This window comes from Mycolicibacterium xanthum (assembly GCF_019710635.1).
Classification (GTDB): Bacteria; Actinomycetota; Actinomycetes; order Mycobacteriales; family Mycobacteriaceae; genus Mycobacterium; species Mycobacterium xanthum.
In genome coordinates, this window is sequence record NZ_JAIFZS010000001.1 from 446,680 (window position 1) to 463,171 (window position 16,492).

16 protein-coding genes and 1 pseudogene are annotated in these 16,492 nt (G+C 69.4%); 11 read left to right on the forward strand and 6 right to left on the reverse strand.

Annotation, left to right across the window (positions count from 1 at the left end; genetic code table 11):
- Positions 1–2: 2 nt before the first annotated feature.
- Together JDV09_RS02040 and JDV09_RS02045 are read right to left on the reverse strand one after the other, a co-directional pair.
- On the reverse strand, positions 3–1,679 hold the full coding sequence (locus JDV09_RS02040; protein ID WP_221367413.1) for a CocE/NonD family hydrolase: 1,677 nt from the start codon (positions 1,677–1,679) through the stop codon (positions 3–5).
- Between the two features lie 10 nt (positions 1,680–1,689).
- Positions 1,690–2,307: a TetR/AcrR family transcriptional regulator gene (locus JDV09_RS02045; RefSeq protein ID WP_221367414.1), complete on the reverse strand. Its 618-nt coding sequence runs from the start codon at positions 2,305–2,307 to the stop codon at positions 1,690–1,692.
- A gap of 41 nt (positions 2,308–2,348) precedes the next feature.
- Here JDV09_RS02045 and JDV09_RS02050 point away from each other — a divergent pair, with 41 nt between their 5' ends.
- The 5 genes from JDV09_RS02050 to truB all read left to right on the forward strand — a co-directional run bounded on the left by JDV09_RS02050 (position 2,349) and on the right by truB (position 7,183).
- Positions 2,349–3,500, forward strand: coding sequence for a sulfotransferase family protein (locus JDV09_RS02050; protein ID WP_221367415.1), 1,152 nt, complete (start codon positions 2,349–2,351; stop codon positions 3,498–3,500).
- Complete coding sequence (locus JDV09_RS02055; protein WP_221367416.1) at positions 3,490–4,554, forward strand: DUF7064 domain-containing protein; 1,065 nt, start codon at positions 3,490–3,492, stop codon at positions 4,552–4,554. The genes JDV09_RS02050 and JDV09_RS02055 overlap by 11 nt, the downstream gene beginning before the upstream one ends.
- An 84-nt stretch (positions 4,555–4,638) precedes the next feature.
- A complete protein-coding gene (gene pptH, locus JDV09_RS02060) occupies positions 4,639–5,589 on the forward strand; it encodes an ACP phosphodiesterase PptH (protein ID WP_221367417.1) in 951 nt (316 codons plus the stop codon).
- Entirely contained in the window at positions 5,586–6,263 is a 678-nt protein-coding gene (gene pptT / locus JDV09_RS02065) for a 4'-phosphopantetheinyl transferase PptT (protein WP_221367418.1), read from the forward strand. The genes pptH and pptT overlap by 4 nt, the downstream gene beginning before the upstream one ends.
- Complete coding sequence (gene truB / locus JDV09_RS02070) at positions 6,260–7,183, forward strand: tRNA pseudouridine(55) synthase TruB (RefSeq protein WP_221367419.1); 924 nt, start codon at positions 6,260–6,262, stop codon at positions 7,181–7,183. Before pptT ends, truB begins: the two co-directional genes overlap by 4 nt.
- Positions 7,184–7,195: 12 nt before the next feature.
- Here truB and JDV09_RS02075 read toward each other — a convergent pair.
- Positions 7,196–7,626: pseudogene (locus tag JDV09_RS02075) on the reverse strand (type II toxin-antitoxin system Rv0910 family toxin).
- 21 nt (positions 7,627–7,647) lie between these two features.
- Entirely contained in the window at positions 7,648–8,319 is a 672-nt protein-coding gene (gene mntR, locus JDV09_RS02080) for a manganese-binding transcriptional regulator MntR (protein ID WP_221367489.1), read from the reverse strand.
- Between the two features lie 113 nt (positions 8,320–8,432).
- Here mntR and JDV09_RS02085 point away from each other — a divergent pair, with 113 nt between their 5' ends.
- The 5 genes from JDV09_RS02085 to JDV09_RS02105 all read left to right on the forward strand — a co-directional run bounded on the left by JDV09_RS02085 (position 8,433) and on the right by JDV09_RS02105 (position 14,284).
- Complete coding sequence (locus tag JDV09_RS02085; protein ID WP_221367420.1) at positions 8,433–9,407, forward strand: bifunctional riboflavin kinase/FAD synthetase; 975 nt, start codon at positions 8,433–8,435, stop codon at positions 9,405–9,407.
- Positions 9,408–9,551: 144 nt separating this feature from the next.
- Positions 9,552–9,821 carry a 30S ribosomal protein S15 gene (gene rpsO, locus JDV09_RS02090; protein WP_067799314.1) on the forward strand — a complete coding sequence of 90 codons (270 nt, stop codon included), beginning with the start codon at positions 9,552–9,554 and terminating at the stop codon, positions 9,819–9,821.
- Positions 9,822–9,843: 22 nt separating this feature from the next.
- Positions 9,844–10,344 (forward strand): LppU family putative lipoprotein, encoded by a 501-nt coding sequence (gene lppU, locus JDV09_RS02095; RefSeq protein ID WP_221367421.1) that lies wholly within the window; start codon positions 9,844–9,846, stop codon positions 10,342–10,344.
- Positions 10,345–10,677: 333 nt separating this feature from the next.
- Positions 10,678–12,960: a polyribonucleotide nucleotidyltransferase gene (locus JDV09_RS02100; RefSeq protein WP_221367422.1), complete on the forward strand. Its 2,283-nt coding sequence runs from the start codon at positions 10,678–10,680 to the stop codon at positions 12,958–12,960.
- Complete coding sequence (locus JDV09_RS02105) at positions 12,938–14,284, forward strand: M16 family metallopeptidase (protein WP_221367423.1); 1,347 nt, start codon at positions 12,938–12,940, stop codon at positions 14,282–14,284. Before JDV09_RS02100 ends, JDV09_RS02105 begins: the two co-directional genes overlap by 23 nt.
- 36 nt (positions 14,285–14,320) lie before the next feature.
- On the opposite strand, the gene JDV09_RS02110 is transcribed toward JDV09_RS02105, so the two are convergent.
- Positions 14,321–14,878: a DUF4334 domain-containing protein gene (locus JDV09_RS02110; RefSeq protein WP_221367424.1), complete on the reverse strand. Its 558-nt coding sequence runs from the start codon at positions 14,876–14,878 to the stop codon at positions 14,321–14,323.
- 45 nt (positions 14,879–14,923) lie between these two features.
- On the opposite strand from JDV09_RS02110, the gene JDV09_RS02115 reads away from it, so the two are divergent.
- Complete coding sequence (locus JDV09_RS02115) at positions 14,924–15,301, forward strand: YchJ family protein (RefSeq protein WP_221367425.1); 378 nt, start codon at positions 14,924–14,926, stop codon at positions 15,299–15,301.
- 17 nt (positions 15,302–15,318) lie between these two features.
- Here the strand turns inward: JDV09_RS02115 and ald are convergent, their stop codons facing one another.
- The gene (gene ald / locus JDV09_RS02120) at positions 15,319–16,434 is read right to left on the reverse strand and encodes an alanine dehydrogenase (RefSeq protein WP_221367426.1); all 1,116 of its coding nucleotides are present in this window, start codon (positions 16,432–16,434) and stop codon (positions 15,319–15,321) included.
- Positions 16,435–16,492 lie beyond the last annotated feature (58 nt).

The following is a 16,492-nucleotide window of genomic DNA, read 5'->3' on the forward strand; positions in this document are numbered from 1 at the left end:
GCTCAGTGGGCTGACGGCGGCTGCTCGCCGGCGGGAAGGATCAGCCGCGAGGCCTCGCCGAGATGGATGGTGTGCCGCGCGGTCGCGAAGGTCGTCGCGCTGACCGTCGATTCGCTGGTGCCTACGTTGCGCACGAACCGGGGATGCGAGCCGCCGGCCACCAGGACGCGGATGCGTGAACCCGCCGGGAAGGTGTGCCCGATCGCGTCGAGCTCGATGCGCACCAGCCCGGAATCGGGCGCCGAGGCGAGGTATCCGTCGCTGATGTTGTGCGACCGGCCGTGTTCGTCGACCTGGCTGATCCGCACGAACACGTCGTTGTGCGGGTTCGCGCAGGCGTGCGACAGCTCCATCACCGGCGTACCCGCCACATAGAGGTCCGCCGGCAACGGTTGACCGGTGAACGTCACCACGTCGGCACGGCGGGACAGCTCGGTGTCGTCGCGGTAGCCGCCGACCGGCGACAGCAGCCTGCCGCCGATTGTGGGGGTCGGGTCGGCGGGGTTGTAGACGAATGTCACGCTGCCGGAGTCCGGACCGGGTGCCGCACCGGAGAGCCCTCCGCCGGGCACCGGCCAGAGCACAAGTCGGGGCATGGGCGGCGGCCAGTCGGCCAGGTCCAGCCATCCCGGCCCGGTGAGGTGGATCCGTACCGGTGAGCGCCGTTGCGCGGGCGCGCCGGTGAGGTGGGTGCCCAACCAGTCCAGGGTCTCGCGGACGACGGTCGGGCCGGCCTTGGTCATCATGTGCGAGTGGGTCCACGGGCCGATCGTCATCCCCACCGGAACGTTGCGTTCGCGCAGGCGCTGGTACTGGTGCAGGGTCTGCTCGAGGAACAGGTCCTGCCAGCCCGTCAGCAGCAGCACGGGTACGTCGGAGCGATCCAGCGCGTCACGGAGGTGCATTCTCGTCCAGAACGGGTCGTCGGCGTGCGGGTGCTCGAGCCACGACTCGAACCAGTCCGCGCCCTCGCCGAGCATTGCGCGACTGGATTCCCCCAGCGGCACACCGAGCGACGCCCGCGTCACCAGGCGCTGGGCCCGCAGTTGCCGCACCAGCACGCCGATGCGGTTCGGGTGTTCCTGGCGTGCCACCAGGTCGCTCCAGCCCAGGAAGTCGTTGAGGGCGAAAGACCCTTTGCCCCAACGTGGTCCGCTGACATCGTGCGGTCCGACGGTGATCACCGCGGCCTTCATCTCCGGCGGCGGGTCGGTGAGCAGGGCCCACTGGGTGAACCCCAGATAGGACAGGCCGACGGTGCCGAACGTTCCGGTGAACCAGGGCTGTTCGCGCAGCCAGGCCACCGTGTCGGCACCGTCCTCGATCTCGTTGACCATCGGGTCGAAGTCACCGCCCGACCCGAAGGTGCCGCGCACGCTCTGGATCACGACGTGGTACCCGCGCGTGGCGTACACCGAGCCGAACAACGCGGCGAACGGCCAACCGCGGCCGTACGGGCCGCGGACCAGCAGCGTGCCCGCCGGTGCCGCAGTCCGGGGCTCGTAGTGGTCGGCGATCAGCACGACACCGTCGCGCATCGGCACCCGCAGTCCGCGGTGGACGGAGACATCGGTGGTCGGGGACGGAAGGTCGAGCAGGTTGCTGAGCGCGCGTCCGGTGAACCCCGCGATGCCGGACGGGGCCGATGAGCTGGCCACGGCGTCGGATACTGCGTTCATCCTGGACAGGCTACGCAGGTGGCGGTTCGCCCTGTTCGATCGCGTCGACGATCTTGGCCATCAACCAGGTGATCGCGCGGGTGGCCGCCGGGCCGTCGAGGCCCCACGCCCCGACCATCCGCTCGTAGGCGGGCACGTTCCACAGCACGTCGAGCAGGCCGGCCGCCATCCGCCGCTCGGTGTCGGACCACTGTGGCGCCGCGGTGAGAACCGATCTGCGCAGGGCCTCGCGGCGGCGCTGGTCGACGGTCGCGAACGTCGGGTCGTGGGGATCGTTGACCGACCCGCGGACCGAGAACCGGTGCAGCGAAGCGAAGACCCGGCCGGTGACCCGGTCGAGATTGGTCAGGTCGACGTCCTCGTACGCGATGCCCGCATCCTGCTCGAGTCGTTCCATCACGGCGTCGTGCAGGAGGCGTTCGGTGGGGAAGTGGCGGTAGACGGTCCGCTCGCCCACGCCGGCGCGCTGGGCCACCGCCCGGAACGTCAGGCCCCGCCAGTCCCAGCTGTCGAATTCGTGCGCCAGTTCGCTGCCCGCGGTGACGATGCGGTCGCGCGTCCGGGCGGCTTTCTCCCGGCGTGCGCGGTTGTCGTAGCTGCGCCTGGGGGCAATTGACGGTTCGCCCATAATCGTGACAGTGTACTGTCACGAAATCTGGGAGGTGCGCCATGGCTTCATCGGTGGGATCGGGCGCGTCGGGTGAGTTGATGGCCGCCGCGGTCCAACGGACCGGTCTCGACGACTTCGGCGAGGACTCGTTTCGTGAGGGGCTGGAGATCCTGCTGCGCGCGCTGGACGCGGAGGCCCGCCTCAACGCCCGGGGCGAGGCGTTCATCTACGACCGCATCGGGCTGCACCTGTCCCAGCGGCTGCAGGTGGAGGACTGGTTCCGTCGTCACCCCGAGATCGCCGACGAGCAGATCACCGCACCGCTGTTCGGGCTCGGGTTGCCCCGCACCGGGTCGACGGCCCTGTCGTTCCTGCTGGCTCAGGATCGGGACATCCGCTATGTGCGCAGCTGGGAATCCAGCCGACCCTGCCCGCCGCCGTCGACCGTGCTCGGCGACGATCCGCGGATCCCCCCGGACCAGCGGCCGGTCGTCGTCGGCAGCAGGCACCACGTTCCCAACGACGTCCAGGGGCCGATGGAATGTCTGGATCTGATGGCGCTGGACTTCAAGTCTCAGATATTCCAGGCATTCGCGCAGGTGCCGTCCTACTCCGAGTGGCTGCTCGAGCAGGCCGACTTCACGTCCACCTACCGGTACCAGCGGCGGGTCCTGCAGTTGCTGCAGTGGGGCGAGCCCACTCGGCGATGGCGGCTCAAGTCGCCCGCGCACATGATCTCCCTCGACTACCTGGACCGGGTCTTCCCGGACGCGCGTTTCGTCATGACTCATCGCGACCCCACCGACGTGATGCTGTCGGTGGCCGACGTCTACGGCGACATCGTCGGTGGTTTCAGCGATGACGTCGACCGCCACTATCTCGGCGAGCTGAACGTGACCCAGTGGTCGACGGGCGTCGAGCGCACGCTGAGGTTTCGGGACGCCGGCGGCGACGATCGTTTCTACGACATCGACTTCCGCTCGATGCAGAGCGACCCCGTCGGTCAGGTGCGCGGTCTGTACGCCTGGCTCGGCGAACCCGTGACCGAGACATTCGAAGCCGCCATGCGCGCATGGTGGGCCGAGAACGCGGAGAAACGCGAACCCCACCCGAAGGCCGACCCGCAGTCATTCGGCCTGGACCTCGACGAGATCCGGCCCCGCTTCGCCCACTACGTGGACCGCTACCTGAGGAGCGCACATGTCGATTGACCTCACGGGCGGGATCGACCCCGGCCGCGAATTCGTCTTCGCCGAGCGGCCCCAGGACCCCGAGATGCGGGACTCGGTCAGTTTCTGGGTCTTCGACGACCGCGGCACGGTGGGCCTGCCGCGCATCGGCATCGAAGCAGTCTCGGCCGGCTGGGAAGCGCACCAGATCCAGGTCAACGTCGCCTTCGCCGACGGCCGGGTCTACCGGCTCCGCGACGAGGCCACCGCCAGATCGCCGTTCGGCGCGGACGGCAGGCCCACGGTGTTGGGGGCCGGTCCGATCGCCTTCACCTGCGTCGAGCCGTTCGACGTGTGGACGGTCGCGTTCGACGGCGTCGCGACGCAGACGTCGTCGGCGGATCTGGCCGCCGGACGCAAGACGGGCCCGTCGGTCGATCTGCGGTTTCAGGTGGAGACCAAGATGGCGGTGCCGCCATGGGTACAGGGCGCGCTGCGGGCCGACGCCGATTCGCAGCTGAGGACGTCGATCGTGGGGGACCTGATGGGCGGTCCCCGTTACGAGCAGCTGTTCCGGGCGACCGGCTCGATCGAGGTGGCCGGGCAACGGCACGACTTCACCGGCAGCGGGCTGCGGATCCGCCGCCAGGGGGTGCGCCGGCTCGAGGGCTTCTGGGGCCACTGCTGGCAGTCGGCGCTGTTCGGCAGCGGCCGGGCGTTCGGCTACATCGCCTACCCTCCGCGGTCCGACGGCGAGCCCGCATTCAACGAGGGATACCTGTTCGACGGCGACGGTGAACTCATCCCCGCCCGGGTGGTGCACGCGCCGTGGCTGAGCCGGCTGCAACCGGTGGGCGAAGACGTCTCCCTGGTCCTCGAGACCGAGCGTGGCGAGGTGCACATCGCCGGGGAGACGGTGGTGTCGACGCACGACATCACCGATCCGAGCGAGGTGCCGGCCGAGATGCTGGCGAAGATGGCCAACTGGTCGTTCCCGGCACTGCAGCAGGCCGGAGTGCGCTACCGCTGGGACGGCGAGGAGACGGTCGGCATGCTGGAGCGCTCGATCCCGACGGACAAGCTGATACGCGACTGAACCACCCGCCGCGGGATGCCAACCTGGAACTTGTTCTAGTTGCCGAAAGGTCGGCGATGCGGTCGGGCAGTAGGCTGGTCGGTTGTGACCAGTGACGACCGACGTCCGACGCTGTGGGCGGTCAGCGACCTCCACACCGGGCACACCGGCAACAAGCCCGTGGCGGAGTCGCTGCACCCTGCCTCGCCCGACGACTGGCTGATCGTGGCCGGCGACGTTGCCGAGCGCACCGACGAGATCCGCTGGTCGCTGGATCTGCTGCGCAAGCGGTTCGCGAAGGTGATCTGGGTGCCGGGCAACCACGAGCTGTGGACCACCAACCGTGACCCGATGCAGATCTTCGGCAGGGCCCGCTACGACTACCTGGTCAACATGTGCGACGAGATGGGCATCGTCACCCCCGAGCACCCCTTTCCGGTGTGGACGGAGGAGGGTGGCCCGGCCACCATCGTCCCGATGTTCCTGCTCTACGACTACTCGTTCCTGCCGCGCGGAGCGGGCACCAAGGCCGAGGGGCTGGCGATCGCGCGCGAGCGCAACGTGGTCGGCACCGACGAGTACCTGTTGTCGTCGGAGCCGTACTCCACCCGCGACGCCTGGTGCCGTGACCGGGTCAACCGCACCCGTAAGCGGCTCGAGGACCTGGACTGGATGATGCCCACGGTGCTGGTCAACCATTTCCCGATGGTGCGCGAGCCCTGTGACGCGATGTTCTATCCCGAGTTCGCGATGTGGTGCGGCACCACGGCCACCGCGGACTGGCACACCCGCTACAACGCCGTCTGCTCGGTGTACGGCCATCTGCACATTCCCCGCACCACCTGGTACGACGGGGTGCGCTTCGAGGAGGTGTCGGTCGGCTATCCGCGGGAGTGGCGACGTCGCAGGCCCTACCGGTGGCTGCGCCAGATCCTGCCCGACCCGAAGTATGCGCCCGGCTACCTCAACGAGTTCGGCGGGCACTTCCAGATCACCCAGGAGATGCGCGACCACGCCGCCAAGGTGCAGCAGCGGATCACGAGCGGCCGGGCATGATCGCCGCGACGATGCTGGCCGGTGTGCTGCCCGGCTCCGTCGATGCGCTCGCCGCCGCCGAATTGTACGGCGACCCGCTGGAGCTCGCCGCGCTGCCGGAGGAGGAGCCGCTGATCGCCAAGTCGGTGGCCAAGCGGCGCAACGAGTTCGTCACGGCGCGACACTGCGCCCGTCAGGCGCTGGTGGAACTCGGATTGGAGCCGGTCCCGATCCTGAAGGGGGACAAGGGTGAACCCTGCTGGCCCGCCGGGGTCGTGGGCAGCCTGACCCATTGCGAGGGATTCCGCGGGGCGGTGGTCGGCCGCCGCGAGTACGTCCGGTCCCTGGGCATCGACGCCGAACCGCACGACGTCCTCCCGCGCGGCGTGCTGGACGCCATCAGCCTGCCGGCCGAACGCCACGAACTGACCGGGATGCCGGGCGGGGTGCACTGGGACCGGGTGTTGTTCTGCGCCAAGGAGGCCACCTACAAGGCGTGGTTCCCGTTGACGCACCGGTGGCTGGGGTTCGAGGACGCCCACATCGCGTTCGAGGTCGACGCAACCGGGAAGGCCGGGACCTTCACGTCGCGGATCCTGATCGACCCGTCGGCGGAGTCGGGTCCGCCGCTGGCGGCGCTGTCCGGTCGCTGGTCGGTCCGGGATGGGCTGGCGCTGACGGCAATCGTGCTGTGAGTTCCGCGGGGGGGCCTGCGCCCGCGCACGCGAGGAGCAGTCCGAAACCCGGCCTGGTCATCGTCGACAAGCCGGGTGGGCTGACCAGCCACGACGTGGTAGGCCGGTGCCGGCGCCTGTTCGGCACCCGCAAGGTCGGCCACGCCGGCACGCTGGACCCGATGGCCACCGGTGTGCTGGTGGTGGGTGTCGAGCGGGCGACGAAGATCCTCGGTCTGTTGACCGCGACGGACAAGTCGTACTCGGCGACCATCCGGCTGGGTCAGACGACCAGCACCGAAGACGCTGAAGGCGAAGTGCTGCAGGAGGTCTCGGCTGCGGGTCTCGACAGTGCCCAGATCGAGTCGGCGGTCGCGGCGCTGCGCGGCAAGATCGACCAGGTGCCCTCGGCGGTCAGCGCGATCAAGGTCGATGGCAAGCGTGCCTACCGGATGGTGCGGGAGGGCCAGGAGGTGGAACTGGCCCCGCGCCGGATCCGCATCGACCGCTTCGACGTGGTTGCGGTCCGCCCTGCCGGTGATGTGGTGGACGTCGACGTGGAGGTGGACTGCTCGAGCGGCACCTACATCCGCGCCCTGGCCCGTGACGTCGGGGCGGCGCTCGGAGTCGGTGGCCACCTGACCGCGCTGCGCCGGACCCGCGTCGGCCGCTTCGGCCTCGACAACGCCCGCACACTGGAGCAGCTCGCGGAGACGCCCACCCTGTCCTACAGCCTCGACGATGCCTGTCTGCAGGCCTTCCCGCGTCGCGATCTCACCGATGGCGAGGCGGTCGACGTCAGCCATGGCCGGGCCCTGGCGCCGGCCGGTCTGGCCGGGATCTATGCGGCGACGCGGCCCGACGGTGCCGTGATGGCGCTTCTGGAGGATGCCGGTGAACGAACCCATTCGGTGGTGGTGATCCGTCCGGCGACGTTGTGAGGCCGAGGCCGGCTAGCAATAGAGCCGCTCGAACTCGCCGATCGACTTGTCGATGTCGCCCTTGACCGCGCGGACCGCCGCAGCGCCGATCGGGCCGAACAGCGGTGCGCCGCCCAGGTCCATCCGCACGGTGAAGGTGCAGCCGTCGCCGCTGGGGGCCGCCTTCATCGCCAGCCGGTAGCGCGTGCCACCCACACCGTCTCCGCTGATCGTCAGCGCCGACGGCGGTCGTACTCGCGGACGGTCCACGTCACCCGGTTGCGCATGCCCTTGGCGCCGGCCACCCCGACCACCGTCGCGCCGACGTAAAGCTCGTCGGGAACTTCCGAGCGCCAGCCCTGGTGCATCGTCATCCAGTCGCCGAGGGTCGACAGGTCGGACACGTGCGCCCAGGCGTCCTCGGCCGGCATCGCCAGCGACCGGGACAACTCCAGCTTCGCCATCGGCGACCCCCTCTATCCGACCTATCCGACGACCCAGATCGCCTGTGCGGCTGGTCTTCCCAGGTCCACGGTGGTCTCGGCGGACTCGTCGCTGCCGGTGGGGTTGCGCACCGCGACCGAGATCATCCCGGCGAAGTCGCGGCGGGCGAGCACCCGCAACCGGGAGTCCAGGCTGATCCCGACGGAGTCGAAGTAGCGCAACATCTCGGGGTCGGCGTCGGAGATGCGCGCGACCGTGCCCGTCTCCCCGTCCTTGCAGACCGACAGCTGGCGAGCCGGCGGGGTCGGCACCTGGCCGTCGGCGGCCGGGATCGGGTCGCCGTGCGGGTCGCGGGTCGGGTGGCCGAGCTTGGCGTCGATACGGTCGAGCATCCGGTCGGACACCGCGTGCTCGAGCACCTCGGCCTCGTCGTGCACCTCGTCCCAGCTGTAGCCGAGCTCGCGGACCAGGAACGTCTCCATCAGCCGGTGCCGGCGCACCATCGCCAGCGCCACGCGCCTGCCCGCCTCGGTGAGCGTCACCGCACCGTACTTCTCGTGATCGACCAGGCCCTGGTCGGCGAGTTTGCGGATGGACTCCGACGCCGTGCTCGCCGAGACGCCGAGACGCTCGGCCAGCAGCTTGGTGCTGACCTTGTCGGGTGACCATTCCTGGGCGGTCCAGATGACCTTCAGATAGTCCTGAGCCACCATCGACACATCGGCGGGGTTTCCGTCAGGACTCACGAACACAAAGTTTAGGCAATCACCACTTGATCCGGTGGTCCTGCTGGGCCGGCGTTGCGATCGGGCCGTAGGCTACGGCTGTGCAGCGCTGGCGGGGGCAGGACGAGATCCCGACGGACTGGGGCCGATGTGTGGTGACCATCGGCGTGTTCGACGGTGTGCACCGCGGGCATCAGGAACTGATCAGTCGGGCGGTGAAATCGGGCCGCTCACGCGGGGTGCCGACGGTGTTGATGACCTTCGACCCGCACCCGATGGAGGTCGTCTTCCCGGGCAGCCACCCCGCACAGCTGACCACGCTGACCCGGCGCGCCGAGCTGGTCGAGGAGATGGGCGTCGACGTCTTCCTGGTGATGCCGTTCACCACCGATTTCATGAAGCTGACCCCCGAGCGCTACGTGCACGAGCTGCTGGTCGAGCGCTTGCACGTCGTCGAGGTGGTGGTCGGCGAGAACTTCACCTTCGGTAAGAAGGCGGCCGGCAATGTAGCCCTGCTGCGCACGGTCGGCGACCGGTTCGGGTTCGCGGTGGATTCCCTTTCGCTGGTGGCCGAGCATCATCGCGACGAGACGGTGACGTTCTCGTCGACCTACATCCGGTCCTGCGTGGACGCGGGTGACATGGTCGCCGCGGCCGAGGCGCTCGGTCGCCCGCACCGGGTCGAGGGCGTGGTGGTGCGCGGCGACGGGCGCGGGAAGGTGCTCGGGTTCCCGACCGCCAACGTCGCTCCGCCGATGTACTCGGCGATCCCCGCCGACGGGGTGTACGCCGCGTGGTTCACGGTGCTCGGGCACGGGCCGGTGGTGGGGAGCGTGATCCCCGGCGAGCGCTATCAGGCCGCCGTCTCGGTCGGCACCAATCCGACCTTCTCCGGGCGCACCCGCACCGTGGAGGCGTTCGTGCTGGACACCAGCGCAGATCTGTACGGGCAACACGTCGCCGTCGACTTCGTCGCCCGACTGCGCGGACAGGAGAAGTTCGACTCGGTCGCCGACCTGGTGGTCGCGATGGGCGCCGACACCGAACGTGCGCGCACCATCCTGTCGGCCCGCTGACGCCGCCATCAGCGATTTCCGGCCGGCCGTCACCCGCTGCTAGACTGCCTGCCGACCCGGCGTGTGCTGCAGTTCGCGGTGGCCACGCTCCCGGAGCCCGCTCCGGCCTTTCCTGATCGCGGACCGAATTGATGGAGTTGTTTCGTGGCGCTCACTGCCGAACAGAAGAAGGACATCCTGGGCCAGTACGGCCTGCATGACACCGACACCGGTTCCCCCGAGGCCCAGGTCGCGCTGCTGACCAAGCGGATCTCCGACCTGACCGAGCACCTGAAGGTGCACAAGCACGACCACCACTCGCGACGCGGGCTGCTGCTGCTGGTCGGTCGCCGCCGTCGGCTGCTGAAGTACGTCGCCCAGGTCGACGTCGAGCGCTACCGCTCGCTGATCGACCGCCTCGGTCTGCGTCGCTGACGCCACCCCGGTCATCCCGGCCATGCGAACCCTGTTCGTGGTCGCGTCGTGCGCGACCGCGGCGGGGCTGGTGGCCGGTGTCCTGACATCGTGCGCGCGGCCCCCGACCGAGGACATGGTGGTGGGGGACTGCGTGAAGATGGACGGTCCGCCCGACCGGCCCGAGGCCACGGAGGCCTCCTGCGGCTCGCCCGAGTCGAACTTCAAGGTGGTGGCCACCGTCGCCGACACCGACGAGTGCCCGTCCGACGTCGACTCGTACTACTCGATGCGCGCATCGTTCTCCGATCAGCGCAGCACGATTTGCATGGACATCGACTGGGTGGTCGGCGACTGCATGAGCATCGATCCGGACGGCGCCCGCGACCCGATCAGGGTGGACTGCGCCGACGGCTCGGCTCCCGGGCGCCAGCGGGCGACCCAGATCCTGACCGACGTCGCCGGCGTCGACCAGTGCGCCAGCGGACTCGGTTATCCCTACGACGAGCGAAACTTCACCGTGTGCGTGGAGGACGTGTCCTGAGGCATCGTGCGTACCCCGCGGAGCACCCCGGATTAGGGGTTTCGCACCTGCCGGGATGTACCATGGGTGCGTTCGCCAGCCGTATGGCGCGAACAACCGGGTGCGGTCCTCGCAGATCCGCGCGCACCGCTCCCGCGTGACACGACAGATCCGCCCGATCGCGCGGTCTTCGGTAGTGGCTGCCGGAGAGAACTCCGGCCGCTTCGATCGACGGCCGTCGACGAATCCGGGCCGGGCCGACTGCCCGGGGAGTGCCCCCGGGGTGGTCGCCATCCTGGGCGTGTTCACGCGAAACAGCTGAATGATGACCCCAGAGAGGCCGTACGGACATCCATGTCTGTAGTTGAAATTGAAGACGGCGTGTTCGAGTCCACCGCCGTGATCGACAACGGGAGCTTCGGCACCCGCACCATCCGCTTCGAGACCGGCCGGCTGGCCCAGCAGGCCGCCGGCGCCGTCGTCGCCTATCTCGACGACGAGACCATGCTGCTGAGCGCCACCACCGCCAGCAAGAGCCCCAAAGAGCACTTCGACTTCTTCCCGCTGACCATCGACGTCGAGGAGCGCATGTACGCCGCGGGCCGGATCCCCGGCTCGTTCTTCCGCCGCGAGGGTCGGCCGTCCACCGACGCGATCCTGACCTGCCGTCTGATCGACCGGCCGCTGCGCCCGTCGTTCGTCAGTGGCCTGCGCAACGAGATCCAGGTCGTGGTGACCGTGCTGAGCCTGGATCCCAAGGATCTCTACGACGTGCTGGCCATCAACGCCGCGTCGGCGTCCACCCAGATCTCCGGGCTGCCCTTCTCGGGCCCGGTCGGCGGCGTGCGGGTCGCGCTGATCTCCACTCCCGAAAACAAGGGCGGCCAGTGGGTGGCGTTCCCGACCGTCGAGCAGCTCGAGTCGGCGGTGTTCGACATGGTGGTCGCCGGCCGTGTCGTCGGCGAGGGCTCCGATAAAGACGTCGCGATCATGATGGTCGAGGCCGAAGCCACCGAGAACGTCATCGACCTCGTCGCCGGCGGTGCCGGCGCACCGACCGAGACCGTGGTGGCCGAGGGCCTGGAAGCGGCCAAGCCGTTCATCGCGGTGCTCTGCGACGCCCAGGCCGAGCTGGCCGGCGCGGCGGGCAAGGACACGGCGGAGTACCCGCTGTTCCCGGACTACGCCGACGACGCGTACCAGTCGGTCGCCGCGGCGGCCACCGATGCGCTGGCCGAGGCGCTGACCATCGCCGGCAAGAACGAGCGCAACGAGCGCACCGACGAGATCAAGGTCGAGGTTCTCGACCGGTTGGCCGAGCAGTACGCCGGTCGGGAGAAGGAGATCGGTGCGGCGTTCCGCTCGCTGACCAAGAAGCTGGTCCGCCAGCGCATCCTGACCGATCACTTCCGTATCGACGGCCGTGGCATCACCGACATCCGCGCGCTGAGCGCCGAGGTCGCGATCATCCCGCGGGCACACGGCAGCGCGCTGTTCGAGCGCGGCGAGACCCAGATCATGGGTGTCACCACGCTGGACATGATCAAGATGGCCCAGCAGATCGACTCGCTGGGGCCCGAGACCAGCAAGCGCTACATGCACCACTACAACTTCCCGCCGTTCTCGACCGGTGAGACCGGCCGGGTCGGTTCGCCGAAGCGCCGCGAGATCGGCCACGGTGCGCTGGCCGAGCGGGCGCTGGTGCCGGTGCTGCCCGGCGTCGAGGAGTTCCCGTACGCGATCCGCCAGGTGTCCGAGGCGCTCGGCTCCAACGGTTCGACCTCGATGGGGTCGGTGTGTGCCTCCACGCTGTCGCTGCTCAACGCCGGTGTGCCGCTGAAGGCGCCGGTCGCGGGCATCGCGATGGGCCTGGTGTCCGACGACATCGAAGTTGACGGGAAGACCGAGCGCCGCTTCGTCACGCTGACCGACATTCTCGGCGCCGAGGACGCGTTCGGCGACATGGACTTCAAGTGCGCAGGAACCAAGGACTTCGTCACCGCGCTGCAGCTGGACACCAAGCTGGACGGCATCCCGTCCCAGGTGCTGGCGGGTGCCCTCGCCCAGGCCAAGGATGCCCGGATCACCATCCTGGAGGTGATGGCCGAGGCCATCGACGGGCCGGACGAGATGAGCCCGTATGCACCGCGGATCACCACGATCAAGGTGCCGGTCGACAAGATCGGCGAGGTGATCGGGCCCAAGGGCAAGATGATCAACTCGATCACCGAGGAGACCGGCGCCCAGATCTCGATCGAGGACGACGGCACGGTGTTCGTCGGCGCCGCCGACGGGCTCTCGGCCCAGGCCGCGATCGACAAGATCAACGCGATCGCCAACCCGCAGCTGCCCAAGGTCGGCGAGCGCTTCCTCGGCACGGTGGTGAAGACTACTGACTTTGGAGCTTTCGTTTCCTTATTGCCGGGCCGCGACGGCCTGGTCCACATCTCCAAGCTGGGCCGGGGCAAGCGGATCGCCAAGGTCGAGGATGTCGTCAAGGTCGGCGACAAGCTTCGCGTCGAGATCGCCGACATCGACAACCGCGGCAAGATCTCGCTGATCCTCGTCGACGAGGAGTCGGAGAAGACGGACAGCCCTGCCGACGTTCCCGTTGATGCAGCGACCGCCAGCAGCTAGCTCGGGGGCGCTGCGCCGCGGGCGCCGCAACGACGAGGCCGCGGCGGCGGTGCGCCGCACGGAGTTGCCCGGTGGCCTGCGCGTGGTTACCGAGCACGTCCCGTCGGTGCACTCCGCCTCGGTCGGGGTGTGGGTCAACGTCGGCTCCCGCGACGAGGGCCGAAGCGTCGCCGGGGCAGCGCACTTCCTCGAGCACCTGTTGTTCAAGGCGACCCCGACGCGCAGCGCGGTGCAGATCGCGCAGGCGGTCGACGCCGTCGGCGGCGAGCTGAACGCGTTCACCACCAGGGAGCACACCTGCTACTACGCACACGTGCTCGACTCCGACCTGGAGCTGGCGGTGGACCTGGTCGCCGATGTCGTGTTGCGCGGACGGTGCCTCGTCGACGACGTGGAGGTCGAGCGCGACGTGGTGCTCGAGGAGATCGCCATGCGCGACGACGATCCCGAGGACACCCTGGGTGACGTCTTCCTGTCGGCGATGTTCGGTGAACACCCGGTGGGCCGGCCGGTGATCGGCAGTGTCGAGTCGGTCTCGGCGATGACGCGCCATCAGCTGCACTCGTTCCACGTCCGGCGCTACACCCCGGAGCGGATGGTCGTCGCGGTCGCCGGCAACGTCGACCACGACGAGGTCGTCGGCCTGGTGCGGGAACACTTCGGCGCGCGTCTGGTGCGCGGCCGCACCCCGGTGCCGCCGCGCAAGGGCGCGGGCCGGGTGCCGGGCCGGCCGGGGTTGCAACTGATCCGCCGTGACGCCGAACAGGCCCATCTGTCGCTCGGCGTGCGCACCCCGGGGCGGCACTGGGATCACCGCTGGGCCCTGTCGGTGCTCAACGCCGCACTCGGTGGTGGCCTGAGTTCCCGTCTGTTCCAACAGATCCGGGAGACCCGGGGGCTGGCCTACTCGGTGTACTCGACTGTCGACACGTTCGCCGACAGCGGTGCGCTGTCGATCTATGCGGGCTGTCTGCCGGAGCGCTTCGACGAGGTCGTGCGGCTCACCACCGACGCGTTGGCCGAGGTCGCGCGCGACGGTATCAGCGCCGACGAATGCCGCATCGCCAAGGGTTCGCTGCGCGGCGGACTGGTGCTGGGTCTGGAGGACTCCGCATCCCGGATGCACCGAATCGGGCGCAGTGAGCTCAACTACGGTGCGCACCGCAGTATCGCCGACACCCTGGCCAAGATCGACGACGTGACCCTCGACGAGGTCAATGCCGTTGCGCGCCAACTGCTCACCCGCCCGTTCGGCGCCGCGGTGCTCGGCCCGGTGGCCGGCAGGCGGTCGCTGCCCCGGCCGCTGCAGTCGATCGCGGGCTGACCGCCGCAGTCGATCGCGGGCCGACCGCCGGGTGGGTTACACCACGCGCAGTGAGCCGTCGCGGTGCAGCACGAAGAAGTACGGCTTGGTGATGCCGCGGAGATCCATCGCGCCGAGCAGGGTGTCGTCGTCGAGCCTGCGGAACACGTCGTTGATCGGCAGCTGGTCGTAGATCATCGTCGCGGAGTCGACCCCGCGGTAGCGCGTGGTCCGCAGCCGGGCCTTGGGGCCGCGTGCCTGTAGCACCGGCCGCAGCGCCGCGATGGTGCCGGCGAAGTTGCGGCGCTTGAGCGCGGGGATCCGGGTGGCCACCCCGAGCCCGGTGAACGCCGGCAACGGGTTGAGCGCCCACAGCGCGGACCCGTCGGCGGTGGGAAACAGCAGCGGGTGCACGCTCTCGCGGTCCCGGAACTGCTTGCCCCACCAGCCGCTGGCCTCGAGCATGCCATCGAGCGGGTGGCCGGTCGGCAGCTCCGCGCCGTGCCAGGTCCCGAGCATGAACTCGGGTTCCACGGCGGGCAGCGAGTCGAAGAGCGCCAGCGCGTCGGCCGTGCTGGTCGGGGCGTCGGGCAGGACTTCGGCGAGGGAAAGCATGCCCCGACTGTACTTGACAGCCGTCAAGAGGGGCACACTGTGGGGGTGCGCCCCGACGAACCGTGCCCCTGCGGCGCCGCAACGCCGTACGGCAGCTGCTGTCTGCCGCTGCACCTCGGCGAGCGGCAGGCGCAGACCGCCGAACAGCTGATGCGGTCGCGCTACAGCGCCTATGTGGTCGGTGACGGCGACTACCTGTGGCGCACCTGGCATCCACGGACCCGGCCGCAGGACGTCGCCTCCGACGCCACCGTGACGTGGACCGGTCTCGAGATCGTCGACCGGGTCGGGGGAGGGCCCGGCGACGACACCGGTGAGGTGGAGTTCCTGGCCCGCCATCCGGCCGGGGTGCTGCACGAACGGTCCCGGTTCGCGCGCCGGGCCGGCCGGTGGTTCTACGTCGACGGCGACATCAGCGACTGACGGGAGCCGCCATCGGCTCAGGCCAGCAGTTCGGCCGGATCGGCGAACGGCAGCTCCAGGTCGGTCGCCACCTGCTCGGACAACAGCGCACCCTCGTGCGTGGACAGGCCCTTGGCCAGCGACGCGTCGGCGCGGCAGGCCTCCCGCCAGCCCTTGTCGGCGAGCTTGAGGACGTAGGGCATCGTCGCGTTGGTCAGCGCGTAGGTCGAGGTGCGCGGCACGGCGCCGGGCATGTTGGCCACGCAGTAGAACACGGTGTCGTGCACCGCGAACGTCGGATCGTCGTGCGTGGTGGGGCGGGAGTCCTCGAAGCAGCCGCCCTGGTCGATCGCGATGTCGACCAGCACCGCGCCGGACTTCATGTGCGCAACGGTGGAGTTGGTGACCAGCTTGGGGGCCTTGGCGCCGGGCACCAGGACGGCGCCGATGACCAGGTCGGCCTGCTTGACCGCATCCTCGAGGTCCAGCGCCGAGGAGTACCGGGTCTCCAGCGCGCCGTTGAACTCGTTGTCGATCTTGCGCAGCGTGTTGACGTTGACGTCGAACACGGTGACGTGGGCGCCCATGCCACGCGCGATGCGCGCGGCGTTGTAGCCGGCCACCCCGCCGCCGATCACGACGACCTCGGCCGGCGCGACGCCGGGGACCCCGCCCATCAGCACGCCGCGGCCGCCCTGGGTGCGCATCAGGTGATAGGCGCCGACCTGGGCCGACAGTCGTCCGGCGACCTCGCTCATCGGCGCCAGCAGGGGCAGCGCACCTTCGGGAGTCTGCACCGTCTCGTAGGCGATCGACGTGGTGCCCGAGGCCATCAGCGCATCGGTGCACGGCCGGGACGCCGCCAGATGCAGGTACGTGAACAGCGTCTGGCCCGCCCGCAACCGCGCGTACTCCGGTTCGATCGGCTCTTTGACCTTCAGCAGCAGATCGGCCTCGGCCCACACCTCGTCGGCGCTGGTGATCATCTGCGCGCCGGCCCGCTTGAAGTCGGCGTCGGAGATCGCCGAACCGTCGCCGGCGCCGGCCTCGATGAGCACCTCGTGTCCACGGCGGACCAGTTCGGCAACCCCGGACGGGGTGATCGCGACGCGGAATTCGTTGTTCTTGATCTCGGTCGGGATGCCGACGCGCATGATCGCTCCTCGAAATCGTGGGCAGACGGAGAAATTGCGTTACGTAGATTGTGAAGAA